Annotated in this window: 17 protein-coding genes and 1 pseudogene; 4 read left to right on the forward strand and 14 right to left on the reverse strand. The window is 66.4% G+C overall.

The features are described from left to right. The first annotated feature begins 32 nt into the window (after window positions 1-32). From C1924_RS06420 to C1924_RS06430, 3 genes are all read left to right on the forward strand, one after another. Window positions 33-1,583, forward strand: coding sequence for a hypothetical protein (locus C1924_RS06420; protein WP_159094761.1), 1,551 nt, complete (start codon window positions 33-35; stop codon window positions 1,581-1,583). A 91-nt stretch (window positions 1,584-1,674) separates the two neighbouring features. Further along, window positions 1,675-2,040, forward strand: a complete 366-nt coding sequence (locus tag C1924_RS06425; RefSeq protein WP_174208947.1) for a PadR family transcriptional regulator — start codon at window positions 1,675-1,677, stop codon at window positions 2,038-2,040. Then, window positions 2,037-3,014 carry a sensor domain-containing protein gene (locus C1924_RS06430; RefSeq protein WP_108764548.1) on the forward strand — a complete coding sequence of 326 codons (978 nt, stop codon included), beginning with the start codon at window positions 2,037-2,039 and terminating at the stop codon, window positions 3,012-3,014. Before C1924_RS06425 ends, C1924_RS06430 begins: the two co-directional genes overlap by 4 nt. A gap of 122 nt (window positions 3,015-3,136) precedes the next feature. Here the strand turns inward: C1924_RS06430 and phaZ are convergent, their stop codons facing one another. Together phaZ and C1924_RS06440 are read right to left on the reverse strand one after the other, a co-directional pair. After that, a complete protein-coding gene (gene phaZ, locus C1924_RS06435) occupies window positions 3,137-4,444 on the reverse strand; it encodes a polyhydroxyalkanoate depolymerase (RefSeq protein WP_108764549.1) in 1,308 nt (435 codons plus the stop codon). 93 nt (window positions 4,445-4,537) lie between these two features. Continuing rightward, window positions 4,538-5,128, reverse strand: a complete 591-nt coding sequence (locus C1924_RS06440) for a class I SAM-dependent methyltransferase (RefSeq protein ID WP_108764550.1) — start codon at window positions 5,126-5,128, stop codon at window positions 4,538-4,540. Between the two features lie 190 nt (window positions 5,129-5,318). Between C1924_RS06440 and C1924_RS06445 the strand changes: the two genes are divergently transcribed. Continuing rightward, a complete protein-coding gene (locus C1924_RS06445) occupies window positions 5,319-5,774 on the forward strand; it encodes a CopD family protein (protein WP_108764551.1) in 456 nt (151 codons plus the stop codon). Window positions 5,775-5,862: 88 nt separating this feature from the next. Here the strand turns inward: C1924_RS06445 and C1924_RS06450 are convergent, their stop codons facing one another. The 12 genes and pseudogenes from C1924_RS06450 to uppS all read right to left on the reverse strand — a co-directional run bounded on the left by C1924_RS06450 (window position 5,863) and on the right by uppS (window position 23,497). Then, entirely contained in the window at window positions 5,863-6,822 is a 960-nt protein-coding gene (locus C1924_RS06450) for an acetyl-CoA carboxylase carboxyltransferase subunit alpha (protein ID WP_108764552.1), read from the reverse strand. 133 nt (window positions 6,823-6,955) lie between these two features. Further along, window positions 6,956-10,552: a DNA polymerase III subunit alpha gene (gene dnaE / locus C1924_RS06455; protein ID WP_108764553.1), complete on the reverse strand. Its 3,597-nt coding sequence runs from the start codon at window positions 10,550-10,552 to the stop codon at window positions 6,956-6,958. Window positions 10,553-10,827: 275 nt separating this feature from the next. After that, the gene (locus C1924_RS06460; RefSeq protein WP_108764554.1) at window positions 10,828-11,499 is read right to left on the reverse strand and encodes a ribonuclease HII; all 672 of its coding nucleotides are present in this window, start codon (window positions 11,497-11,499) and stop codon (window positions 10,828-10,830) included. Further along, a pseudogene (lpxB, locus tag C1924_RS06465) lies at window positions 11,496-12,659 on the reverse strand (lipid-A-disaccharide synthase); the annotation flags it as partial. The pseudogene lpxB and the gene C1924_RS06460, both read right to left, overlap by 4 nt. Window positions 12,660-12,751: 92 nt before the next feature. Further along, the gene (gene lpxA, locus C1924_RS06470; protein ID WP_108764556.1) at window positions 12,752-13,543 is read right to left on the reverse strand and encodes an acyl-ACP--UDP-N-acetylglucosamine O-acyltransferase; all 792 of its coding nucleotides are present in this window, start codon (window positions 13,541-13,543) and stop codon (window positions 12,752-12,754) included. A 19-nt stretch (window positions 13,544-13,562) separates the two neighbouring features. Further along, window positions 13,563-14,018 (reverse strand): 3-hydroxyacyl-ACP dehydratase FabZ, encoded by a 456-nt coding sequence (fabZ, locus tag C1924_RS06475; RefSeq protein WP_108764557.1) that lies wholly within the window; start codon window positions 14,016-14,018, stop codon window positions 13,563-13,565. After that, window positions 14,015-15,037 (reverse strand): UDP-3-O-(3-hydroxymyristoyl)glucosamine N-acyltransferase, encoded by a 1,023-nt coding sequence (gene lpxD, locus C1924_RS06480; RefSeq protein WP_108764558.1) that lies wholly within the window; start codon window positions 15,035-15,037, stop codon window positions 14,015-14,017. Before lpxD ends, fabZ begins: the two co-directional genes overlap by 4 nt. Window positions 15,038-16,791: 1,754 nt before the next feature. Then, window positions 16,792-19,215 carry an outer membrane protein assembly factor BamA gene (gene bamA, locus C1924_RS06490; protein ID WP_108764560.1) on the reverse strand — a complete coding sequence of 808 codons (2,424 nt, stop codon included), beginning with the start codon at window positions 19,213-19,215 and terminating at the stop codon, window positions 16,792-16,794. A gap of 74 nt (window positions 19,216-19,289) precedes the next feature. Further along, window positions 19,290-20,648 (reverse strand): RIP metalloprotease RseP, encoded by a 1,359-nt coding sequence (gene rseP, locus C1924_RS06495; protein ID WP_108764561.1) that lies wholly within the window; start codon window positions 20,646-20,648, stop codon window positions 19,290-19,292. Between the two features lie 55 nt (window positions 20,649-20,703). Then, complete coding sequence (locus tag C1924_RS06500) at window positions 20,704-21,894, reverse strand: 1-deoxy-D-xylulose-5-phosphate reductoisomerase (protein ID WP_108764562.1); 1,191 nt, start codon at window positions 21,892-21,894, stop codon at window positions 20,704-20,706. Between the two features lie 2 nt (window positions 21,895-21,896). Beyond that, window positions 21,897-22,733 carry a phosphatidate cytidylyltransferase gene (locus tag C1924_RS06505; protein ID WP_108764563.1) on the reverse strand — a complete coding sequence of 279 codons (837 nt, stop codon included), beginning with the start codon at window positions 22,731-22,733 and terminating at the stop codon, window positions 21,897-21,899. Next, complete coding sequence (gene uppS / locus C1924_RS06510) at window positions 22,730-23,497, reverse strand: polyprenyl diphosphate synthase (protein WP_108764564.1); 768 nt, start codon at window positions 23,495-23,497, stop codon at window positions 22,730-22,732. Before uppS ends, C1924_RS06505 begins: the two co-directional genes overlap by 4 nt. Between the last annotated feature and the right edge of the window lie 3 nt (window positions 23,498-23,500).

Genomic DNA, 23,500 nt, shown 5'->3' on the forward strand with positions numbered 1-23,500 from the left:
GCCGATTCTGCGCTACCGGCGGCGGCCGCGCCATGGGTGACATCTGGCCTTGCCGCTGCGCGTGCGGCACTCTGGTAACTTCTGCAGGGACGCATGCAATGAGCAAGGTTTTTTCCGGCGCGCCTGCCATGGCGTTGCGCGACATGATCGATCACAGCCTGAAGGGCTTCATCAATGAAGGCGTGGACGGTGTGCGATGGCTGCAGGCATTGCCGCCACGCCGCTTGTTCGACCTTGACGAGCGCTGGCGCACAGGCTGGGTGAAACGGGGCGATGGACTGCCTGCCCGTCTCCAGGCCAGTCCCGATGCTTTGATCGACGTGCGCGTGGCGGCTGTCTTCCTCATCGGTCTGGATGGCAATGGCCACACGCGTGAAGCCGCGCTGCGGACGATGCGTTCGATGCCCAGCCATCTCACGCTGTCCTGTGCCTTGCTCCGCAGCAATGACTGGGTAGACGAGGTACGTGCGGTAGCCCAGGACGTGGTGATGGCCCTGCTCGCGCAGTGCGCGCTACATCATGTACTTGCGGCCTGGCCGATCGCCATCCGCCTGCGCGATGCACAACGCGTTGATCGGGCGTGGCTCAAGGGCAGTCTGTTTGCCTGGTTGTCATTGCCGGCCCGTCGAGGGGTGCTCGAGGGCCTGCTGGGCCATCCCGACGCGCGCACCCGGCTGGCGGCCTATGCCGTTGCCCTGCGCACTCATCCGGAGCGGGCGGCATTGCGCGAGCACGTGTTGTTGGACGGCAATCCGCATGTCTCGCACCTGGCGCTTGACGATCTTCTGCACCACGGGGCGCCCGCGGAGATTGAAGCGCTGTGCCCGCTGGCCTTGGGCGCGCCATCAAGCCGGGTGCGTGGTGCCGCGTTGCGTGCACTGGTCGAGCGCGAGGTGGCCGGGCTGGATGCGTACATCGAGATCGCAGCATTCGACCGTTCGCGTGGCGTGCGTCGGTTGGCGGCGTGGCTGATCCAGCAGCGGCAGGCCACGCCGGCCGTCACGTTGTGGCGTGACGAGATCGAGCATCGTCGGCGTGGCCGATGGCGCGAAGCACTGGAAGCGCTGGCCGATCACGCCGAAGCGGAAGATATCCCTGCACTACGCGCCTTGTTGCCCCAGGTATCGGCGCGCCACCAGCGCAACTGCCTGCGCGGCTGGGTACGGGCCGAGGGTGGTGCCAGCCTGGCGCTGCTGCGCGAGGCGCTGGAGATGCCAGGGCGGACCGTGAATGCGTTGCTGGCCACGGCCACCGCGCTATGGGCGGCAGAGCTGGACTCGCCACGCCTGCTGGCGTTCTGCCACGACGGTCCTTCACCGGTGGCACAGACAGGTCTGGCCGCGCAGCTGACCCGGCTGCCCCTGTGGCAGCACCTCGAACTGCTGCTGGATGCGGTGCCGCAGCGCGAGGATGAGCGTGACTGGCACCTGCGGCTCCTACAGGACTGGCTGCGGGTGAGCGGGCAGTACTCGCCGCTGGGGGCCGCCCGCCGGCAGGCCCTGGTCAGCCGGCTGGAAGCGGGCAGGCACGCCTTGCCCGAGGTCGTGTCCCACCAGGTTCTGGCGGCCGTGGGGAACGCCTGACCCTCCACGCCGCACGGCAGGGTGACTAACGACACATCCGCTATACCGGACTTCGCACTACTGTTGACTTCAACGTAGTGGAGGGCTGGCCATGGGCGAAGACGATGTCCACCTGAAGAAGTTCCAGAAGGAGCTCAGTGCCGGAACGGTGTCGCTGGCCCTGCTGGCGGTGCTGGCCCGGGCCGGGGAGCCGCTGTACGGCTACCTGATCGCCAAGGAGCTCGAGCGCGTGGGTGAGGGGGTGCTGAGCGGCAAGCAGAGCGCGCTGTACCCGGTACTGCGCAACCTGGAGGGCGCCGGCCTGCTGGAAAGCCACGTCGAGCCCTCCAGCAGCGGGCCACCGCGTCGCTACTACCGCATCAATGAACGCGGCCATGAGGTGCTGGCGCAGTGGCGCCAGGCCTGGCAGGCCACCCGCGATTCCGTCGATTCCGTGTTGGAGGGGGTACCGCAATGAACGAGCAGAACCTGGCAGGCACGGGCCTGCCCACCACCATCGCGCAGTACCTGGCGCAGCTGCGCGCGGCCCTGCAGGGTGCCGATCCGGCGATGGTGCAGGACGCCCTGTACGACGCCGAGGAGTACCTGCGTTCGGAGCTGGCTGCACAGCCGGGCCGCAGCGAGGCCGAGGTGATCGCCGACGTGGCCGGCAGCTATGGCGCGCCGGATGAAGTGGCCGAGATCTACCGCGAAACCGAAGTGACCGTGAACCGCGCGCTGCGCACGCCGCGTGCCGACACCGGTCCGGTCCTGCGCGCCGCCGCCGAGGCCAGCGGCGTGGCACCGGCCGCGCCGACGCCCGCACCGACGCAGCGTTCCTGGATGGCACGCTTCTTCGGCGTGGTGATGGATCCGCATACCTACGGTGCGCTGTTCTACATGCTGCTGTCGCTGGCTACGGGCACCTTCTTCTTCACCTGGGTGGTGACCGGCCTGTCGCTGTCGCTGGGGCTGATGATCCTGATCATCGGCGTGCCGCTCACCGTGCTGTTCTTCGGCTCGGTGCGAGGCCTGGCGCTGCTGGAAGGGCGGCTGGTGGAAGCGCTGCTGGGCGAACGCATGCCGCGCCGGCCCCAGTACACCGACCGCAGCCGCACCTGGCTGCAGCGCATCGGTGACATGTTCACCGATGGTCGCACCTGGCTGACGCTCCTGTACTTCCTGCTGATGCTGCCGCTGGGCATCGTCTACTTCACCATCGCGGTGACCCTGCTGGCGGTGTCGCTGGCCTTCATCTGGTCGCCGGTGGCGGCGCTGTTCGACTCGACCGCGCCGAGCATCTACATCGATGGCACCAACGTGCTGCCGCTGGCGTTCACGCCGGTGCTGGCGGTGGTGGGCGCGCTGCTGCTGCTGGTGACGATGCACCTGGCCCGTGGCATTGGGAAGCTGCATGGCCTGCTGGCCAAGAACCTGCTGGTGCGGCTGTAACCGCGCAGGGGGCTGCTCTGGGGTCGGATCCCTGTTCGCAGAACAGGGCTCTGACCCCGGATCCGATCGCGGTGGGGTCAGAGCCCTTTCCGTTGGAAAGGGATCCGACCCCGCTACGGGGTTCAGCCGGCCTTGCGCCGCAGCGGGGTGACGTTGCTCTTTTTCTTCGTCGCCTTGGCAGCCGGGGCTTCGGCGTGGGCGGCGAAGAAATCGCGCACCTTCGGGTACACCACTTCACGCCAGCGGCGGCCGCTGAAGATGCCGTAATGGCCGGCGCCCTCAACGATGAAGTGCTCGCGACGGTCGGCCGCGATGCCGGTGCACAGTGCCTGTGCGGCTTCGGTCTGGCCGAGGCCGGCGATGTCGTCCAGTTCGCCTTCGATGCTCAGCAGTGCGGTATCGCGGATGGCGGACGGGTCGACCTTCTCGCCGTTGACCACCCACTCGCCACGCGGCAGCAGGAAGTCCTGGAACACCACCGAGATGGTATCCAGGTAGTACTTGGCCGGCATGTCCAGCACCGCGTTGTACTCGTCGTAGAAACGACGGTGCGCGTCGGCGTCTTCCAGATCGCCCTTGACCAGGTCGGTATAGAAATCCCAGTGCGAACTGAAGTGGCGGCTGGGGTTCATCGACAGGAAGCCGGCGTGCTGCAGGAAGCCCGGGTACACGCGACGGCCCACGCCGGGGTAGCTGGCCGGCACGGTGTGGATGACGTTGTTCTCGAACCACGACAGCGGGTTCTGCGTGGCCAGGTTGTTCACTGCGGTGGGGCTGCAGCGCGCATCGATCGGGCCGCCCATCATCACCAGCGTGCGCGGGGTCGGCTCGCCACGGCTGGCCATCAGCGAAACCGCCGCCAGCACCGGCACCGTCGGCTGGCACACGCTCACCACGTGCAGGCGCTCCACGCCGAGGTGGCGGATGAATTCCTGGATGTAGGCGATGTAATCGTCCAGTCCGAACTCACCTTCGCTGGCCGGCACCATGCGTGCGTCCACCCAGTCGGTGACATACACGCGGTGGTCGCGCAGCAGGGTCCGCACGGTATCGCGCAGCAGCGTGGCGTGGTGCCCCGACAGCGGTGCCACCACCAGCACGAACGGCTGGTTGAGCATGGTGTGCAGCTGGTCGGCTTCGTTGCTGTGGCGCTTGAAGCGCAGCAGCTTGCAGAACGGCTTGCTCACTTCCTCGTGCACGACGATCGGCACGCGCTCGCCTTCGACCTCGATTTCGTTGATGCCCCATTCGGGCTTCTCGTAATCCTTGCCGATGCGATGGAAGAGTTCATTGACCGCCGCCAGGCGATCAGCGCCCGGCATCTGCGACCACCAGTGGCCCTGGTTGGCGAAGAACTTGGCGTTGGCCTGGGCCTGGTGCACCCAGGGGGCGAGCAGGTTGCGGGTCAGTTCGTGTAGTTGATAGAGCATGACGACCGAATATGTATGGTCATATGTTGCCGCGCAGCATATCCCATCCGGGTGTCCCGCAGGTTAAGTCTGCTGAAAATAATGAATCCGGATTCACATCCGTTCCAGCGCGGCCGCATCGCCTGCCAGGGCGGGGCCGAGCCAGCAGTGCGAGCCTGCCGGCTGCAGGCCGTGGCGGGCCAGCTCGCGCCGGTACCAGCGCGCCGGGCGGGCCTGGAAGCCGTCGTGGTCGCCGTCGAATTCATCCTCGGCGGCGAAGGTCTCCAGGAAGGCCACGCCGCCGGCCAGCTCCGCCACGCCGGCCAGACCCGCACGCAGCTCGCGGTCGGGTACGTAGTGCATCACGTCCGAACACACCAGCAGGTCGACCGGGGCGCAGGGCCGCAGCCAGGCAAAATCGCCAAAGCGGGCCATGTGCAGGTTGCGGGTACGGCCGTAGCGGCGCACAGCATAGTCGCTGCTGTCGAAGCCCAGGTATTGGACCTTCGGACGCAGCTTCAGCAGCGGCGCACGCCAGGCGCCTTCGCCGCAGCCGATATCAAGCACGCTGCGGATCGGCCGCTCCAGGTAGTACTCGGCGGTGGCCACGGCCAGGGCGACCTTGCGCGCCAGCCGGGCGCTGCCGCCGATATCGGCACGGCGGTACCAGCGTTGGAAATAGGCGGCGTCGTAGGTCTTGTCCATGGGGCAGGGCACGTAGAAGGTGAAAACGGCGCCTATGCTACGGCGTTGCAGGCACCGGGTGGGGTGGGGTGGCGGCAGTAGAGCCACGCCATGCGTGGCTGCATGGGTGCGTCGATTGGCCGCGGCAGCCACCCACGGGGTGGCTCTACTGCGACAATGGCGCTTTCCCGCCAGCCGCTGGAGCGAGCGCATGCAGAGCTATTACTGGGTCAAGACCTTCCACATCGTGTTCGTGGTGGCCTGGATGGCGACCGTGTTCTATCTGCCGCGCATTCTGGTGAATCTGGCCGAGACGGCAGGCCAGCCGGCCGTGGGCGAGCGCCTGCAGCTGATGGGCCTGCGCCTGTACCGCTTCGGCCATTCGATGTTCGGCCTGGCCTTCGTGCTGGGCCTGGTGCTGTGGCTGGGTTACAAGGTCATCCCGGATTTCCCGACCATGGTCGCGCCGGGAGGTGCTGGCTGGCTGCATGCCAAGCTGGGCCTGGTGGTGCTGCTGCTGGTCTACTTCATCTGGACCGGGCGCCTGTTGAAGGGCGTGGCCAAGGGCCGGGCGCTGCCGTCCTCGCGCGCGCTGCGCTGGATCAACGAGATCCCGCTGCTGGCCTTCATCCCGATCGTGTGGCTGGTGCTGGCCAAGCCATTCTGAGGAGGTGGATCCACGCCATGCGTGGTGTTGCCGGCCAGCGGCCGGCACTACCGTTCTGGATGCCGGCCAGCGGCCGGCACTACCGGGATCAGGCGGCTTCGTAGGTGCCGTAGCTGCGCAGGCGCGCGTAGCGGCGTTCCAGCAGCTCTTCGGTGGACAGGCCGTCCAGCGCTTCCAGCTCGTTCAGCAGCACGGCCTTCAGTCGCTTGCCCATCTGGGTCGGGTTGCGGTGGGCACCGCCGGTCGGCTCGCGCACCACCTTGTCCACCAGGCCCAGGCTCTTCAGGCGCGGGGCGGTCAGGCCCAGCTGCTCGGCGGCATCCTTGGCCTTGCCGGCGTCCTTCCACAGGATCGAGGCACAGCCTTCCGGGGTGATGGTCGAATACACCGCGTATTCCAGCATCACAGTGCGGTCGCCCACGCCCAGCGCCAGTGCGCCGCCGGAACCGCCTTCGCCGATCACCGTGCAGATCACCGGCACCTTCAGCTCGGCCATTTCCATCAGGTTGCGTGCGATGGCTTCGGACTGGCCGCGCGATTCGGCGTCGATGCCCGGCCAGGCACCGGCCGTGTCGATCAGGGTCAGCACCGGCAGGCCGAAACGTTCAGCCATCTTCATCAGGCGCAGCGCCTTGCGGTAGCCCTCCGGCTTGGGCATGCCGAAGTTGCGCTTGATCTTTTCCTTGGTATCGCGGCCCTTCTGGTGGCCGATCACCATCACCGAACGGCCGTTGATGCGGGCCAGGCCGCCCATGATGGCCTTGTCGTCGGCGAACGCACGGTCACCGGCCAGTTCCTGGAACTCATCGAAGATGATGCGCAGGTAATCGGCGGTGTACGGGCGCGACGGATGGCGGGCCAGCTGCAGCACCTGCCAGGAGGTCAGGTTGCGGAAGATCTGCGCGGTGCGCAGGCGCAGCTTGTCCTGCAGGGCGTGAACCTCGGCCTCGACATTGACCGCCGGTCCGGCACTGGCGTTGCGCAGTTCCTGGATCTTGGCTTCCAGGTCGGCGATGGGTTGCTCGAAGTCGAGGTAGTTCGGATTCATCGGAAGCCGTCGTGTAAAGAAGAGGGGAATTCTAGCCGAATGCGCAGCAATGGCCCGTACGCCTTCGTCTGGAAGGCGACGGTACCCCAGCCGGCCAGGGGGCGCCAGTCAGCCGGGGCTGTGAAGCGCTGCGTCAGTTGGCCCAGGGCGGGCTGTAGCGCACCTTCAGCGTGCGTACGGCCGGATCGGCGCGCAGCGCCTCCATCAGCTTGGAGTCGATGCGTACCGCACTCTGCCCGGATACATCGAGCATGCCCGCCACGCCGCCCTGCGGACCCTTCAGCAGCAGGTCCAGGCGCAAGGGCGTGCGCCCGGGGCGATGGCGGTCGAGCACCGCATTGACACGCTCCCAGACCGGGCGCTGCTGGCGCAGGTCCAGGCGCAGCGACAGGCGCGTGGCGTAGTTGGCGCAGACCTCATCGAAGTCCCAGCACTGGCGGATGCGCAGGGCATAGCCCCCATTGAACTCGTCCTCGCGCAGGCCGCCCTTGACCACCAGGATGCGGTCCTTGGTCATCAGGTGGCCGAACTCGGCCATGGCATCGGAGAACGCGCTGCACTCGACGCGGCCGCGGCCGTCTTCGAGCTGGATGAATATCTGGCTCTCGCCTTTGCGGCGCACGCCGACCACCTGGCCGGCCAGCACGGTCGGTACTTCCGGGCGCCAGCGCTTTTCGCCGCCGCCACCACCACCGCCGCTGTTGCTGGAACTCCAGATCTTTTCCACCGACCCCAGGTCGTTGCCGACCAGGTCGCGCACATCGTCGCGCCAGGGATCGAACGGGTGGCCACTGAGGTAGAAACCGAGGGTGTCGCGCTCGCCGTTCAGGCGCTGCAGCAGCGGCCACTCTTCGGCTTCCACCAGGTCCAGCTGGATGGTCACCGCGCTCGGGTCAGGGCCGCCGAACAGCGAGTTCTGGCCCGACGCGCGTTCGCGTGCCATCTGGTCGGTGGCCTTGATCACTTCCGGCAGCTGCAGCATCAGCGAGGCGCGGTTGTGGCCCAGTTCGTCCAGCGCGCCGCAGTTGATCATCGCTTCCAGCGTGCGCCGGTTGAGCTTGGCCGAACCCACGCGCGTGCAGAAGTCGAGCAGGTCCTTGTAGTCACCGCCCTTCTGGCGCTCGTCCACCACCGCTTCGCAGGCACCCTGGCCGACGCCCTTGATCGCGCCCAGGCCGTACTGGATCGTGTCCGGGGTGACCGCCTCGAACATGAAGGCGGAGTGGTTGACCTTCGGCGGCAGCACGGTCAGGCCGAGGTTGCGCACCTCGTCCAGGAAGCCGACCACCTTCTCGGTGTTGTCCAGGTCCGACGACAGCGTGGCAGCCATGAATTCGGCCGGGTAATGGCGCTTGAGCCAGGCCGTCTGGTAGCTCACCAGTGCGTACGCGGCGGCGTGCGACTTGTTGAAGCCGTAGCCGGCGAACTTCTCCATCAGGTCGAAGATCGCGTCGGCCTTGGCTTCGTCCACGCCGTCCTTGGCCGCACCCTCACGGAAGATCTCGCGGTGCTTGGCCATTTCCGCCGGCACCTTCTTGCCCATCGCACGGCGCAGCAGGTCGGCGCCGCCCAGCGAGTAGCCGCCGACGATCTGCGCCATCTGCATCACCTGCTCCTGGTACACCATGATGCCGTAGGTGTCTTTCAGGATCGCTTCGGTGCGCGGATCGGGATACATGATTTCTTCCTGGCCGTGCTTTCGCGCGTTGAAAGAGGGAATCAGGTCCATCGGGCCGGGGCGGTACAGCGACACCAGCGCGATGAGGTCTTCAAAGCGGTCGGGACGCGCGTCCTTCAGCAGGCGGCGCATGCCCGAGGATTCAAACTGGAACACCGCGCCGGTATTGCCGTTGGCGAAGATGTCCTTGTAGGTGGGCGCATCGTCCAGCGGAATGGCAGCGATATCCACCGGCGGAATGCCGGCGCGCTCGTGGCGCTTGTTGATCGCCTTCACCGCCCAGTCGATGATGGTCAGCGTACGCAGGCCAAGGAAGTCGAACTTCACCAGGCCGACTTCTTCCACGTCGTTCTTGTCGAACTGGGTGACCGGGTTCTTGCCCAGCCCGTTCTCATCGTGTTCGGCATACAGCGGGCAGAACTCGCTCAACGGCTCGGGCCCGATCACCACGCCACCGGCATGCTTGCCGGCGTTGCGGGTCAGGTCTTCCAGCTGCAGCGCCAGATCGATCAGGTCGCGGACATCGTCCTCGGTCTCGTAGCGCTGGATCAGTTCGGCCGAGGCCATTTCCGAGCCGGGGCCTTCCTTGCCCTTGCCCAGTGCATCCTTCAGGTGGATGCCCAGGATGTTCGGGATCAGCTTGGAAACGCCGTCCACCAGGCCATACGGGAAGCCCAGCACGCGGCCGGAGTCGCGCACCACCGCCTTGGCCGCCATGGTGCCGTAGGTGATGATCTGGCTGACGCGTTCGCGGCCGTACTTGCGCGCGACGTAGTCGATCACCTCGTCACGGCGGTCCATGCAGAAGTCGATGTCGAAGTCGGGCATCGACACGCGTTCCGGGTTCAGGAAGCGCTCGAACAGCAGGTTGTACGGCAGCGGGTCCAGATCGGTGATCTTCAGCGCCCAGGCCACCAGCGAACCGGCACCGGAACCACGGCCGGGGCCGATCGGAATGCCCTGGTTCTTGCCCCACTGGATGAAGTCGGCAACGATCAGGAAGTAGCCCGGGAACCCCATCTTGATGATGGTGTTGAGCTCGAATTCCAGGCGCTCGAAGTATTCCTCGCGGGTCTTGCCCGGCGCCAGCGGATTCTTTTCCAGGCGCTCTTCCAGGCCATCGCGCGACATCTTCTGGATCCAGGTGTCCAGGGTTTCGTCGTCGGGCACCGGGTAGTTGGGCAGGAAGTAGGTGCCCAGCCGCATCTCGATGTTGCAGCGCTCGGCCAGCGCCAGCGTGTTGTCGATCGCATCGGGGATGTCCGCGAAGAGCGCGCACATCTCCTCGGCCGACTTCAGGTACTGCTGGTCGCTGTACTCGCGCGGGCGCTTGGGGTCGTCCAGCACGCGGCCGGTGGAAATGCACACGCGCGCTTCGTGCGCGCTGAAATCGGTCGGTGCCAGGAAGCGCACATCGTTGCTGGCCACCACCGGCAGGCCGCGCTGGCCTGCGGCCATCAGCGCGAAGCGGTTGAAGGTTTCCTCGCCTTCGCGGCCAGTACGGGTCAGTTCCAGGTGCAGGCCGTCGCCGAACGCGCGCTGCCAGTCAGCCAGCTGCTGCTCGGCCAGGTCGTGCTTGCCGTCCAGCGCCAGGCGCCCGGCCAGGCTGTCACGGCCGGCCAGGGCGAACAGGTTGGCGTTGCCGGCCTTCAGCCAGTCGGGGTGGATGGCCACGCCGCCTTCCGGGCGGTGGCCTTCCATCCAGGCACGCGTCAGCAGGCGCGACAGGCTCAGGTAGCCCTCGCGGTCGCGGCACAGCAGGGTCATCCGCCAGGGATCCTGGCCTTCCTCGGCGATCATCACGTCGGCGCCGGCGATGGGCTTGATGCCCACGCCCTCGGCGGCCTTGTAGAACTTGACCAGGGCGAACAGATTGTTCAGATCGGTCACCGCCAGCGCAGGCAGGCCGAGTTCGACCGAGCGCGACAGCAGGTTGGCCTGCTTGGCCTTCTTCGGGTCGGCCTGGTCCGGCTTGGCCGGCACGCGGATGGTCGAGTCCGCCAGCGAGAACTCGGTGTGGACGTGGAGATGTACGAAGCGGGAATTGGACATGCCGGACCAGTTTGGAGCGCGCGGGCCCCGGGTGCTGACGGGGGAATCGTCGCCGGGGTCGGAAGCGCTGGAATGCCCGGTCAGGGTAGCGAGGGCAGGGGGTGGCGACAAGCTCTTGACGGCACGCGATATCGCATTCGCGCTATCGCTTCCCACGGTTCGCAGGCGAACCGCGGGCCCCGTCTCACCATGCTTCCAGACCCCCGCGCCCTCGGCGCGTCCCCCTGACTCAGGGGGACTCTTCCCCAGACGGATTGCAGCGGGCGTTCAGCGATTCAGGCAATCGCGATGTCGGCGGCCGCCACCTGCGGCACGTCCAGGCATTCACGCACCGGGGCGAAGCTGCGGCGGTGCTCGTCGCACGGGCCGTGCGCGCGCAACGCCGCCAGGTGGGCCGGGGTGCCGTAGCCCTTGTGCTGGTCGAAGCCGTACTGCGGGTGCCGCACATGCAGGTCCTGCATGTAGCGGTCGCGCGAGACCTTGGCCAGGATCGAGGCGGCCATGATCGCGCGGTCGATGCCATCACCGCCGACCAGCGCCTGCGCCGGCAGCACCAGGCCCTTGGGCACCACGTTGCCATCGATGCGGGCGAAGCCGGCCACGTGGGCCACGGCCGCCACCACATCGCGCATGCCCTGCAGGGTGGCCTGGTAGATGTTCAGGCGGTCGATGGCGTTCACGTCCACCAGCACCACTTTCCAGGCCAGGGCCCGTTCGATGATGCGGTCGTGCAGCTGCTCGCGGCGTGCCGCGGTCAGCTGCTTGGAATCGTCCAGGCCGTTGATGCGCGGCCGCGCCGGGTCGAACACCACGGCGGCCACGGCCACCGGGCCGGCCAGTGGGCCGCGACCCGCCTCGTCGACGCCGGCCACCAGGCGTTCGGGCTCGACCACTGCCGCGCCGTCGAACAGGGCCAGGCTGGCCGCAGCGGCAGCGCGACGGCTCATGCGGGTTCCTGGTTGCGCACCAGCAGCTCGCCCACCGCATCGGCGGCACGCGCGGAGGCATTGCGGCGCAGACGTTCGTGCAGGCGCTCGTAGGTGCCCTGCAGGTCGGCGGTGCGCTGCGGGTGGTCGAACCACTGCTGGATGGCCGCCGCCAGCTTGTCCGGCGTGCAGTCGTGCTGCATCAGTTCCGGGGCAAGATCCTGCGCGGCGAGGATGTTGGGCAGGGCGAAGCGATCGACCTTGATCAGCCCCAGCGCCTTCACCAGGCGGTAGGTCAGTTCGTTGACCCGGTAGCCGACCACCATCGGCCGCTTCACCAGCATCGCCTCCAGGGTCGCCGTGCCGGAGGCCAGCACCACCACGTCGGCGGCGATCATCGCCGTGCGTGCCTGGCCGTCGAGGACATGCGAGTACGCCACCGGCAGCGCCGAGCGTGACAGCTGTTCCTCGATCAGGCGGCGGCAGGCGGCGTTGGCCGCCGGTACCACCACGTGCAGCCCGGGGATGCGCTCGGAGACCTGCCAAGCGGCCTCGAAGAAGGGTTCGCCCAGGCGCGAGATCTCACCCAGGCGGCTGCCCGGCAGCACCGCCAGAACTTTCGCCGAGGCAGGCAGGCCGAGCGCGGCACGGGCGGCGTCGCGGTCGCCGTGCAGCGGAATGTCATCGGCCATCGGGTGGCCGACAAAACGCGCATCAATGCCGTGCTTCGCATAGATGGGCGGTTCCATCGGGAACAGGCACAGCACCAGGTCGGCACTGCTGCCGATCTTCTCCGCGCGCTTTTCACGCCAGGCCCAGACCGAGGGGCTGACGTAATGCACGGTAGGGATGCCGCGCTGCTTCAGCCAGCGCTCGATGCCCAGATTGAAATCGGGGGCGTCGATGCCGATGAACACGTCCGGCTGCCATTCCAGCGCACGCTCGCGGAAGGCAGAGCGCAGTTTCAGCAGGCGCGGCAGGTGGCGCAGCACTTCGGTCAGGCCCATCACCGCCAGCTCGCTGGCATCGTGCCAGGTCTGGCAGCCGGCACTGCGCATGGCATCGCCGCCGATGCCGGCGAACTCGGCATGCGGGAAGCGCGCCTTCAGTTCACGCACCAGGCCCGCGCCGAGCAGGTCACCGGACGCTTCACCGGCCACCAGCGCGATCCGCAACGGGCGCTCGCTGAGCACGCGCTGTGCCGGCACGCTTCCGGCCATGGAGGCCAGCGGGATGACGGCGGCGCCGGCCGGCGCCTGGCCGGTCGTGCTGCTCATCGCAGCAGGTGCCTCTCGGTATGCTCGATGAAGTCCAGCATGGAGCGGACGTCATCGCTGGACTGCGCCTGCTCGGCCAGCTGCTGCTTGGCCTCGGCCAGGGGCAGGCCCGCCACGTACAGGGTGCGGTAGGCACGCTTGATGGCGGTGATGCGTTCGGCATCGAAGCCACGGCGCTTGAGGCCTTCGCTGTTGATGCCGCGCGGGCGGCCCAGCGAATCGGTACCGACCATGGTGAACGGCGGAACGTCGCCATTGGTCAGCGCGCCCATGCCAAGGAAGGCGTGCGCACCGATGCGGCAGAACTGGTGGGCACCGGCGAAGCCGCTGATGATCACGTAGTCGCCGACGGTGACATGCCCGGCCAGCGTGGTGTTGTTGGAGAACACGCAGAAGTTGCCGACGTGGCAGTCGTGGGCCACGTGCGTGTACGCCAGCATCCAGTTGTCGTTGCCGATGGTGGTGATGCCACCGCCACCGCCAGTGCCACGGTTCAGGGTGACGAACTCGCGGAACACATTGCGGTCGCCGATCACCAGTTCGGTGCGTTCACCGGCAAACTTCTTGTCCTGCGGCTCACCACCGACCGCGACATGGCCGATGAAACGGTTGTCGCGGCCGATGCGGGTCGGGCCGTGGATGCTGCAATGCGGACCGACCTCGGTGCCGGCGCCGATCTCGACGTCGGGCCCGATGATGGTGAACGCGCCCACGCGGACGTCGTCGGCCAGTCGTGCCGACGGATCGATCACGGCGGTGGGATGGATCAGGGGGGCGTTGTCGCTCATCTCGGTCCTCCGGCCAGGGTCATTCGCGGGTGCCGGCGCACAGCACCTCGGCGCAGGCGACGACTTCGCCGTCCACCTTGGCCACGCAGTCATACACAGCCATGTTGCGGATCACACGCTTGATCTCCACGTGCATTTCCAGCACGTCACCCGGCACCACCTGCTTGGTGAAGCGGGCCTTGTCGACCTTGACCATGTAGAACAGCTTGGACTGCGAATCGCGGCCCAGGGTGAGCTGGGTCAGCACGCCGCCGGCCTGGGCCATGGCTTCGATGATCAGCACACCCGGCATGATCGGCTGGTTGGGGAAATGGCCCTGGAAGAACGGCTCGTTGATGCTGACGTTCTTGGTGGCGACGATCGTGCGCTTCTCGTAGTCGATCGACAGCACTTTGTCGACCAGCAGGAACGGGTAGCGGTGCGGCAGCAGCGTCTGGATCTGTGCCATGTCCGGCAGGGTCTGGGGCTGGCTCATTCTTTCTCCTTGCTCACAGACAGGATGCGACGGGCCAGTGCATCAAGCTGCTTGAAGCGCGCGGCGTTCTTGCGCCACGTGCGGTTGTCGGTCAGGGGTGTTCCGGACGAATACTCGCCCGGCTCGGCAATGGAGTTGCGGACCACCGACTTGCCGGTGATCACGACCTTGTCGCAGATTTCCAGGTGGCCGACGACGCCGACGGCGCCGCCGAGCAGGCAGTAACGGCCGATCTTGGCGCTGCCGGCAATGCCGGTGCAGCCGGCGATGGCCGAGTGCGCGCCGATCTGCACGTTGTGCGCGATCTGCACCAGGTTGTCCAGGCGCACGTCTTCGGCCAGCACGGTGTCTTCCAGCGCACCGCGGTCGACGCAGGTATTGGCGCCGATCTCGCAGTCATCGCCGATGCGCACGCCACCCAGCTGCGGCACCTTGATCCACTTGCCGGCGTCCATCGCCAGGCCGAAGCCATCGGCGCCGAGCACGGCACCGGGATGGATGCGCACGCGCTTGCCGAGCTTCACGCGGGTCACCAGGGTGACGCGGGCAATCAGCTCGCAGCCGGAATCGAGGGTGCAGTCTTCGCCGATGATGCTGCCGGCGCCGATGATGCAGTTCTCGCCGACCACGCTGCGGGCACCGATGGTGACGAACGGGCCGATATGCGCGCTGGCGGCCACCTGGGCCTGCGGGTCGATGACCGCGCTGGGGTGGATGCCGGGCGGGCGGGTCGGGGCGATGTCGAACAGCGCACCGATCTTGGCAAAGGTGGTGTAGGGGTCCTTGGCGACCAGGGCGGTGCCGGGCGCGGCCTCGGCATCTTCAGCGCGCAGCACCACGATCCCGGCCTGGCTGTCGGCCAGCTGGGCGCGGTAGCGCGGGTTGGCAAGGAAGGTCAGCTGGCCGGCACCGGCATGGGCGAGGGTTGCCACGCCACCGATGGTGGTGGTGGGGTCGCCATGGACCTGCAGGCCGAACTGATCGGCGAGTTGCTGGGCGGTGTAGGTAGGAGTATTCACGGCGGGAGTTTAACGTGTGACGCCAGTCCGGTCATGCGGGGTGGTTCTGCGGCCAACGGCAGGGCCCCTCGCGGCTGGCGGGATCGGGGCCACGGGCTCGGTTGGGCCTTGATCGCTGTCTGCTCGCATGAACTGTCCTGCTCGCGCGTCAAGACCTTTGTCGGGCATCCGTCCCGAGACATGCCTCGGCCCCAGGATCCTTGGCTTACCTCACGCGATTGGCTCGTGGTTGGTTGCGGTCACCAAAGGATACCCCCGCCTGATTCTGTCCAACTGGAACGCGGATGCTCTTATCAATGCATCACCGACGACAGCAGGGACATATCAGTCGGGTAGTAGACACGCCGCAACAGGGCGCGCAGAGCTGTTCATTCGGGGAGCGCCGCCCTCCGCCGTGACGAGGTGGGCGGCGCTGGGGTTACATGAACACGTAGCCTAGCGGGCCGTCATTCCTTGCCTCAGCATTTCCTTCGCAGTCCGCGCGGGGACTGTCGTAATGGCGGAGTTTCTTCTGCCAAACGTATACGCAGCGGTAAAGTGGCACGGTACCAGCAGTCTGCACGGTTGAAATGTAGCCTACGGGCCCTTGGCCGGGAGGAACATTCTGCCCCTCACAGTTGCTGTCCCTTGAAGTGAACAGGTCGTAAGGGCTTGGTCCCCAGCATTCCCAGATGAGGGCGCTGTTCTCAAAGGGCGTTACAGAAACAAAGCCCAGCGTCCCTTCTATGCGCCATCCGTCTTTTTCCCAGTCGTGTCCCATGTTCAAGCGGGAAGTGTGAGTGTGCAATCTGGCGTTGTGAAGTCGATGAAGCTCAGCCAAAGTGACCCCAGGGGGGACATGGAAACTTGGATCCATCTGGACGGCCGAATTTGCCAGTGTTGCTGGATCTGGCTCTTTGGCTTGGGTAGCTAAGGCACTTCCAGTCATGAGGAGTAGCGAAAAACCGAGAATGTTCACGTTCACGGAAAACTCCATCTATAAAGGCGCGAGCTTCTTGCTCGCGGGGAAAGGCTATCTAAGGCCAGGTCCGCTTTGGATGGAGAAGTGCATAGGTAGGTCGAGAACCGTCCAGATGTGTCGCTTTCAACGCATATCTGTCTCGCGGTTGCTCCTTGGGATGGTCGATCCCGCACAAAATAGTGGCGAACGCGACGCAATGGTCTTGTTGGGGGCGAAGTGAATATTATCCCCGTTGATTGTGAGTGTTGCGATTTTGTCCTTTGAAGCGTGGTGCTTGATGCCCTGGATTCTCGTTCTGTTTGTATGAAATGCTTGTATCGCACCTTGAAAGAACGTCGTGAAATCTATTTTGGCCGCCGTGGAAAGCGTAAATTCTCTGGCACGAGCTGGTCAGTAGGTTCGGTCAGTTAGGTTGTTATCCTTTCCTGTTGCTAGTCGAGCAAAGGCAATCCAGATTCCCTTCCTTTGGTGAGACAGGTTGGCACTCTGGATACGCTCGTGCGGGCGGCAGGCGTCCGAAACTCCTGCACAGTCGAGCCAAGCTCTGTTCCGAGGGTGTGACGGCGGGCACCATAAAAACGAAAACGCCGGGCAATGCCCGGCGTTTTCGTAACCCGTCTGGTGGAGAGCCCCCCTTTGTTAAGGGGCGCGCGCGCCGCTGGGAATCGCAGGAGCGATTCCCAACGTTGCTCTTCAACGGCCCGAAGGGCGCATGCCACGGATGGCATGCGTAACGGCTCAGGTGATGGGTGAAATGCGCGGTGGCAGTTCTGGCGAACCGCCACGCGGGTCGTCAGAACTGCCCACCGAAGGTGAACTGCAGGCGTTCGATTTCGTCGCCGTCCTTCTTCTTCAGCGGGAACGCATAGCTGATCGAGATCGGGCCGACCGGGGCGCGCCACAGCAGGGCCACACCGGTGGACACGCGCAGTTCGTTGGCCTTGAAGTTATCCACGCCGTTGTAGACGTTGCCGAAGTCGAGGAAGGCCGACACGCGTGCCGACGGGCTGTCGAACAGGCGCGGGAAATAGGCTTCCACCGACCCGACGGTCTTCAACGAACCACCCAGCGGCTGGCCGTTCGAGTAACCATTGATCGCTTCCGAACGCGGGCCAAGGGTGTTGTCCTCGAAGCCGCGCACCGAGTTGGTACCGCCGGCATAGAAGTTCTCGTAGAACGGCAGGCCCGAAGCCTTGACGGTCTTCACGTAGTCCGAGGAACCGGTGTTGCAGTCGACGGTCTGCGTGGGGGTCGGATTGGCGTCGGTAGGCGCGGTGTAGCAGAGGTCGCGGATGTAATCCTTGCCATAGCTGTCGCCGTAGCCGATTTCAGCACGCGTGTTGATCACCAGCGACGGAATGATCGGCCAGTACTTGCTGATCTGGTAGTTCAGCTTGAAGTACTCGACGGTCGAACCCGGCAGGGTGGTTTCCAGGCCGACGCGCTGGTAGGTACCACGGGTCGGCATGAAGTAGTCGTTACGCGAATCGCGCGCCCAGCCCAGCTCGGTGCGCCATGCATGGAACGTCTTCGTGCCCAGGGCATTGATGTAGTCGATGATCGACTGCGGCGTCGCGTTCTGGTAGGTCGTGATCTGGTTGCTGTCGATACCGAACATCAGCGAGACGCTGTCGGTTTCGGTGAGCGGCACGCCGAACACCACCTGCGCCGAACCGTTGGTGCTGTTGTACTGCGCGGTGTTGAAGTCGGAGTAATCCAGTTCGCGCCAGGACAGGTTGTAGCCCAGCGACACGCCGTCATCGGTGAAGTACGGGTTGGTGTAGCTGAAGCCGTAACGCTGCAGGTAGCTGCTGCGCGAGGCTTCGACCGACACGCGGTTGCCGCCGCCGAGGAAGTTGTTCTGCGACAGCTGCACCGAGGTGGTCATGCCGTACGACTGCGAGTAGCCCAGGCCGAACACGAAGCTGCCCGACGTGGTTTCCTTCACGTTGTAGACCACGTCGACCTGGTCATTGCTGCCACTGACCGGCGGGGTTTCCACTTCCACCGACTCGAAGTAGCCCAGGCGCTGCAGGCGGATCTTGGAACGGTCGATCGCGGCCTGCGAGTACCAGCTGTTCTCGAACTGGCGCATTTCGCGACGCATCACTTCGTCGGAGGTGCGGGTGTTGCCCTTGAAGATGATGCGGCGCACCGACACGCGCGGGCCGGGGACGACCTGCATGTTCACCGCGACGGTCTGCTCGGCACGGTTGGTTGTCGGGATCGGGTTCACCTTGGCGAACGCATAACCGATGTTCGACAGCGAATTGGTGATCGCATCGGAGCTGAATTCCAGCAGCGCACGCGAGAACGTGTCGCCGGAACGCTGGATGACCATGCGCTCGACATCTTCCTGCGGAAGGATGGTGTCGCCGCTGACCTTGATCTCGGAGATCTTGTACTGGTTGCCCTCGGTCACGCCGGCGGTCAAGAACATGTCGCGCTTGTCCGGGCTGATCGAGACCTGGGTGGAGTCGATGCTGAAATCGACGTAGCCACGGTCCAGGTACCACGAGTTCAGCTTTTCCAGGTCACCGGACAGCTTTTCCTTGGAGTACTGGTCATCGCGGCGGTACCACGACGCCCAGTTGTGCTCCTTGGATTCCCAGGTCTCCAGGATGTCCTTGCTGTCGTACTTTTCGGTACCGACCAGGTTGACGTGCTGGATCTTGGCGGCCTTGCCTTCCTTGATCGCGATGGCGATGTCCACGCGGTTGCGGTCCAGCGGGCTCACCGTCGGGGTGATGTCGACGTTGTACTTGCCACGGTCGTTGTACTGGCGGCGCAGTTCCTGCGTCACGCGGTCCAGGCTCAGGCGGTCGAAGGTGCCGCCTTCGGTCAGGCCGATGTCGGACAGGCCCTTGAGCAGCTGGTCGGACTTGATGTCCTTGTTGCCGGTCACGGTCAGCTTGTTGATCGCCGGGCGTTCCTTGACGGTCACGACCAGGATGCTGCCCTGGCGGTCCAGCTGCACGTCCTCGAAGAAGCCGGTCTTGTAGAGGGCGCGGATGGTCTCGCCGACCTTGCTGTCGGTGACCGTTTCGCCACGTTCCACCGGCAGGTAGGTGAACACCGTACCCGAACTGATGCGCTGCAGGCCGTCGACGCGGATGTCGCTGACAGTGAAGGGCTCGGCTGCCTGGGCCAGGGCGGGAGCGCCGGTGACGGCGGCGAGGGCGAGGGCCAGCAGGCGGCGATTGGGGAGTCGCGTCATGTCACGTCCGGTAGGAAGGTCGATTTCAGTGGTACGGGATGCCGGCGCTGTAGACGCCAAAAACGTGGAAAAGTTCATCGCGGGACCAGGCCGAGGATGTCGTTGTAGAACGCCAGCCCCATCAGCCCGGCCAGCAACGCCAGGCCGATGTATTGACCTGCGGCGATGGCACGCTCGCTCAGCGGGCTGCCCTTGACCAACTCGATAAGGTAATACAGCAGGTGCCCGCCGTCCAAGATGGGAATGGGCAGCAGGTTGATGATGCACAGGCTCAGCGACAGCAGCGCGAGGAACTGCAGGAACCAGTCGAGGCCGCGTTTGGCTGAAACATTGGCCACGCGGGCGATGGTGACCGGGCCGGAAACGTTCTGCAGCGAGGCCTTGCCGGTGACGATGCGGGCCATCATGCCCAGCGAATCGGAGGCCAGGCGGCCGGTTTCGCGCACGGCGACGGTGACCGCATCAAGCGGGCCGTAGCGCATCAGGGTGTCGTAGGCAGGGCTGAAGGTGCCCGAGAAGCCGACGCCGATCTGCCAGACCGGCTTGCCCTGGCCGTCCTTGCCCTGCCGCGGGGTGACTTCCAGCGCCAGGCGCTCGCCGCCGCGCAGCACTTCAATCATGCCCGGACCGCCGCGGCGGCCCAGTTCCTGGATCTGTGCGCTGACCTGGTCTGCGCCGTCGATGCGCTGGCCGTCGATGGCGACGATCAGGTCGCCAGGCTGCAGCAGGCCGGCCACGGCCGAATCGGCGGTCAGGCTGTCCACCTGCGCCGGCTGCAGCCATGCCTGCCACTGCAGGCCCGCCAGGCTTGGCACCCGCCGTTCATCGAAGCCGGCAGGCAGCTGCGACAGCGGCAACGTGCGATCGCGGACCTGGTCGCTGCTGTCCAGCACGCGCAGGGTGACGTCGCGCCGGTCCATCGCGGCCGCCGTCAGCGCCATGCTGGCATCGCCCAGGGTGACGACGTCACGGTCGTCCACGCGCAGCACGCGGTCGCCACCGGCCAGGCCGGCGCTGGCGGCGATGCCGGTCGTGCGGCCGATGGTGGCCGAGTAATCCTGCTTGCCGATGACGAACATCGCCCACAGCAGCAGGATGCACAGCAGCAGGTTGGCGATCGGGCCGGCGGCAACAATGGCGATGCGCTGCCAGACCGTCTTGTGGTTGAAGGCCTGCCCCCGCTCATGGGGGTGTACCTCGACCTCGCGCTCGTCGAGGAACTTCACATACCCGCCCAGAGGCAGGGCGGCGATGGCGAATTCGGTGCCGTGCCTGTCGCGGCGCGACCACAGCGGGCGGCCGAAGCCCACCGAGAAGCGCAGCACCTTGACCCCACAGAGCCGGCCCACCGCGTAGTGCCCGAACTCGTGGAAGGTGACCAGCAGCCCGAGGCTGACGATCATCCACCAGACCGATCCGATGAAGTCAGTCATGCAGGCTCACGGTGGCAGGCGATGGCGGCGGCGTCATGCGATAGGGGCGTGGCGTTCAGGCGGCGTCGATGGCGTTGAGGGTCAACTGGCGGGCCCGCTTGTCGGCGGACAACAGGCCGTCCAGTGTATCGGCTGCTTCGGTCGGCAGTGTTGAAAGAGCGTTAGCAACCAGCGCGGGAATGCTCAGGAAACCGATCCTGCCCTGAAGAAACGCTGAAACAGCCTCTTCATTGGCGGCATTCAGCACCGCCGGTGCGGTACCGCCGGCCTGCATGGCCTGCCAGGCCAGCGCCAGGCAGGGGAACGCTTCAGTATCCGGGGCTTCAAAATCGAGGCGTCCCTGGGCCAGCAGGTCCAGCCCGGACACGCCGGACTCGATACGCTGCGGCCAGCCCAGGCCGACCGCCAGGGTAGTACGCATGTCCGGCAGGCCCAGCTGGGCCAGGGTCGAGCCGTCAACGAACTCGACCAGCGAATGCACCAGGCTCTGCGGATGCACCAGCACCTCGATGCGCTCGCCGGGCACCTTGAACAGGTGGTGGGCCTCGATGACTTCCAGGCCCTTGTTCATCAACGTCGCCGAATCGACCGAGATCTTCGGGCCCATGGACCACTTCGGGTGGGCAACGGCCTGGGCCGGGGTGACCTGTTCCAGCTCGGCGCGGCGGCGGCCCCGGAACGGACCGCCGGAGGCGGTCAGCAGGATCCGGCGCACGCCGGCTCCGTCCAGGCTGGCATCGCGCGAGCGCAGGCACTGGAAGATCGCGCTGTGCTCGCTGTCGATCGGGATGATCTCGGCGCCGGCACGCTCGGCGGTGCGGGTCAGCAGTTCGCCGGCCAGCACCAGCGATTCCTTGTTGGCCAGCAGGATGCGCTTGCCGGCGGCGGCGGCGGCCAGGGTCGAGGACAGCCCGGCTGCCCCGACGATGGCGGCCACCACGGTGTCGCAGGCATCGCTGGCAGCCAGCTGGTCCAGCGCCGCGGCACCGGCATGGGCCTCGGTGGCCAGGCCGGCGTCGCGCAGCCCATCGCGCAGGGTGGCGTACAGGCTGTCATCGGCGATGACCGCATGCGCGGGGCGGTGCTGGCGGCACAGTTCCAGCAGGGCCTCCACCTGGCGGCCGGCGGCAAGCACGGTCGCCTGGTAGCGCTGCGGGTGGCGTGCGATCACGTCCAGCGTGGAGGCGCCAATCGAGCCGGTGGCGCCGAACACGGCGACCCGGCGCAGGTCTGCAACAGCATCCATGGTCAGAATCCGAAGATTTCCTTGCCCAGCGCGAACACCGGCAGGGCGGCCAGCACACCGTCGACGCGGTCCAGCACGCCGCCGTGGCCAGGAATGAGGTGGCCCGAGTCCTTGGCGCCGGCATGGCGCTTGATCAGGCTTTCGTACAGGTCGCCCAGTACCGAGGCGAACACGGCCACCACCGAGGTGACCAGCAGGCCCGGCAGGTGCGCCAGATCCACCCCGGCCAGCCAGCCCAGGCCCACCGCGACGGCAACGCCGGCCAGCAGGCCGCCGAACAGGCCTTCCCAGGTCTTGTTGGGGCTGATGCGCGGGGCCAGCTTGTGCTTGCCGAAATGGCGGCCGGCGAAATAGGCGCCCGAATCGGCGGCCCACACCAGCGCCAGCGCGGCCAGCAGCCACAGGTGGCCCTGGTGGCCGGGCGGATCACCGCCGGCATGGATCAGCACCAGCGAGGCCCAGGCCGGGACGATGGCCAGGGTGCCGGCAAGCAGCTTGAGGATGCGTGCCGGGCTGCCCGGCTGCGCGCCGAAGGTGAAGAAGCGCAGCCAGACCAGGGCGGCCAGCCACCACCCCACGCCGACCAGGGTGGCCAGCTGGAACAGCACCAGCGAACTGCCGTCGGCCCACACCATCAGCACCATCAGCAGCAGGTTCAGCACCAGCAGCACGGTACGGGCCAGGGTATCTTCGATGCCGGCCAGCTTCAGCCATTCCCACAGGCCGATCAGGAACACGGCGGCGGCGGCGGCAGCCAGCCACTGGGTGGGCAGCAGCAGGATCGCGGCGATGGCCACCGGCGCCATGATCAGCGCGGCGAGAACTCGGGTCTTGGTCATGGGCTGGGCGTCTCGGTGGCCAGGGCGGCGATCTGGGCGCTGGTCAGGCCGAAGCGGCGCTCACGGCTGGCAAAGGCGTCCAGCGCCTGCTGCAGTTGCCCGGCATCGAAGTCCGGCCACAGTGCCTCGGTGAACCACAGTTCGGTATACGCCAGCTGCCACAGCAGGAAGTTGCTGATGCGGGTATCGCCACCGGTACGGATGAACAGGTCCGGCGGCGGCAGGTCGGCCAGGGCGACCTGGCGGCCCAGCAGCGATTCGTCGATCTGCTCGGGCAGCAGGCGGCCGGCGGCTACTTCCGCCGCCAGCGCACGGGCGGCGCGGGCGATGTCCTGGCGGCCACCGTAACTGGCGGCGATCGACAGGGTCAGCGTGGTGTTGTCGGCGGTGCGCTGTTCGGCCAGCTGCATGCGGCTGACCAGCCCGGCGCCGAAGCGCTCGCGGTCGCCGATGAAGCGCACGCGCACGCCGCGGCGGTGCAGCTCGTCCACTTCACGGTCGAGCGCGCCGAGGAACAGCTTCATCAGGGCATCGACTTCTTCCTGCGGGCGGCCCCAGTTCTCGCTGGAGAACGCGAACAGGGTCAGCGCCGGGATGCCCAGTTCAAGGCAGCGGTCGATGGTACGGTTGACCGCGCGCGCACCGGCACGGTGGCCGATCACGCGCGGGCGGCGGCGCTGCTGTGCCCAGCGTCCGTTGCCATCCATGATGATGGCAACGTGGCGGGGCAGGGCGGCCGGCAACGGAGGCGGGACTGAAGGCATCGA

Source organism: Stenotrophomonas sp. ESTM1D_MKCIP4_1, assembly GCF_003086895.1.
In the GTDB taxonomy this organism is placed as follows: domain Bacteria; phylum Pseudomonadota; class Gammaproteobacteria; order Xanthomonadales; family Xanthomonadaceae; genus Stenotrophomonas.

Excerpts from the sequence above, each read along its gene's own strand:
- C1924_RS06420 (WP_159094761.1), top strand. The coding sequence starts at position 33 with ATGGGTGACATCTGGCCTTGCCGCTGCGCGTGCGGCACTCTGGTAACT.
- C1924_RS06425 (WP_174208947.1), top strand. The coding sequence starts at position 1,675 with ATGGGCGAAGACGATGTCCACCTGAAGAAGTTCCAGAAGGAGCTCAGT.
- C1924_RS06430 (WP_108764548.1), top strand. The coding sequence starts at position 2,037 with ATGAACGAGCAGAACCTGGCAGGCACGGGCCTGCCCACCACCATCGCG.
- phaZ (WP_108764549.1), bottom strand. The coding sequence starts at position 4,444 with ATGCTCTATCAACTACACGAACTGACCCGCAACCTGCTCGCCCCCTGG.
- C1924_RS06440 (WP_108764550.1), bottom strand. The coding sequence starts at position 5,128 with ATGGACAAGACCTACGACGCCGCCTATTTCCAACGCTGGTACCGCCGT.
- C1924_RS06445 (WP_108764551.1), top strand. The coding sequence starts at position 5,319 with ATGCAGAGCTATTACTGGGTCAAGACCTTCCACATCGTGTTCGTGGTG.
- C1924_RS06450 (WP_108764552.1), bottom strand. The coding sequence starts at position 6,822 with ATGAATCCGAACTACCTCGACTTCGAGCAACCCATCGCCGACCTGGAA.
- dnaE (WP_108764553.1), bottom strand. The coding sequence starts at position 10,552 with ATGTCCAATTCCCGCTTCGTACATCTCCACGTCCACACCGAGTTCTCG.
- C1924_RS06460 (WP_108764554.1), bottom strand. The coding sequence starts at position 11,499 with ATGAGCCGTCGCGCTGCCGCTGCGGCCAGCCTGGCCCTGTTCGACGGC.
- lpxA (WP_108764556.1), bottom strand. The coding sequence starts at position 13,543 with ATGAGCGACAACGCCCCCCTGATCCATCCCACCGCCGTGATCGATCCG.
- fabZ (WP_108764557.1), bottom strand. The coding sequence starts at position 14,018 with ATGAGCCAGCCCCAGACCCTGCCGGACATGGCACAGATCCAGACGCTG.
- bamA (WP_108764560.1), bottom strand. The coding sequence starts at position 19,215 with ATGACGCGACTCCCCAATCGCCGCCTGCTGGCCCTCGCCCTCGCCGCC.
- rseP (WP_108764561.1), bottom strand. The coding sequence starts at position 20,648 with ATGACTGACTTCATCGGATCGGTCTGGTGGATGATCGTCAGCCTCGGG.
- C1924_RS06500 (WP_108764562.1), bottom strand. The coding sequence starts at position 21,894 with ATGGATGCTGTTGCAGACCTGCGCCGGGTCGCCGTGTTCGGCGCCACC.
- C1924_RS06505 (WP_108764563.1), bottom strand. The coding sequence starts at position 22,733 with ATGACCAAGACCCGAGTTCTCGCCGCGCTGATCATGGCGCCGGTGGCC.
- uppS (WP_108764564.1), bottom strand. The coding sequence starts at position 23,497 with ATGCCTTCAGTCCCGCCTCCGTTGCCGGCCGCCCTGCCCCGCCACGTT.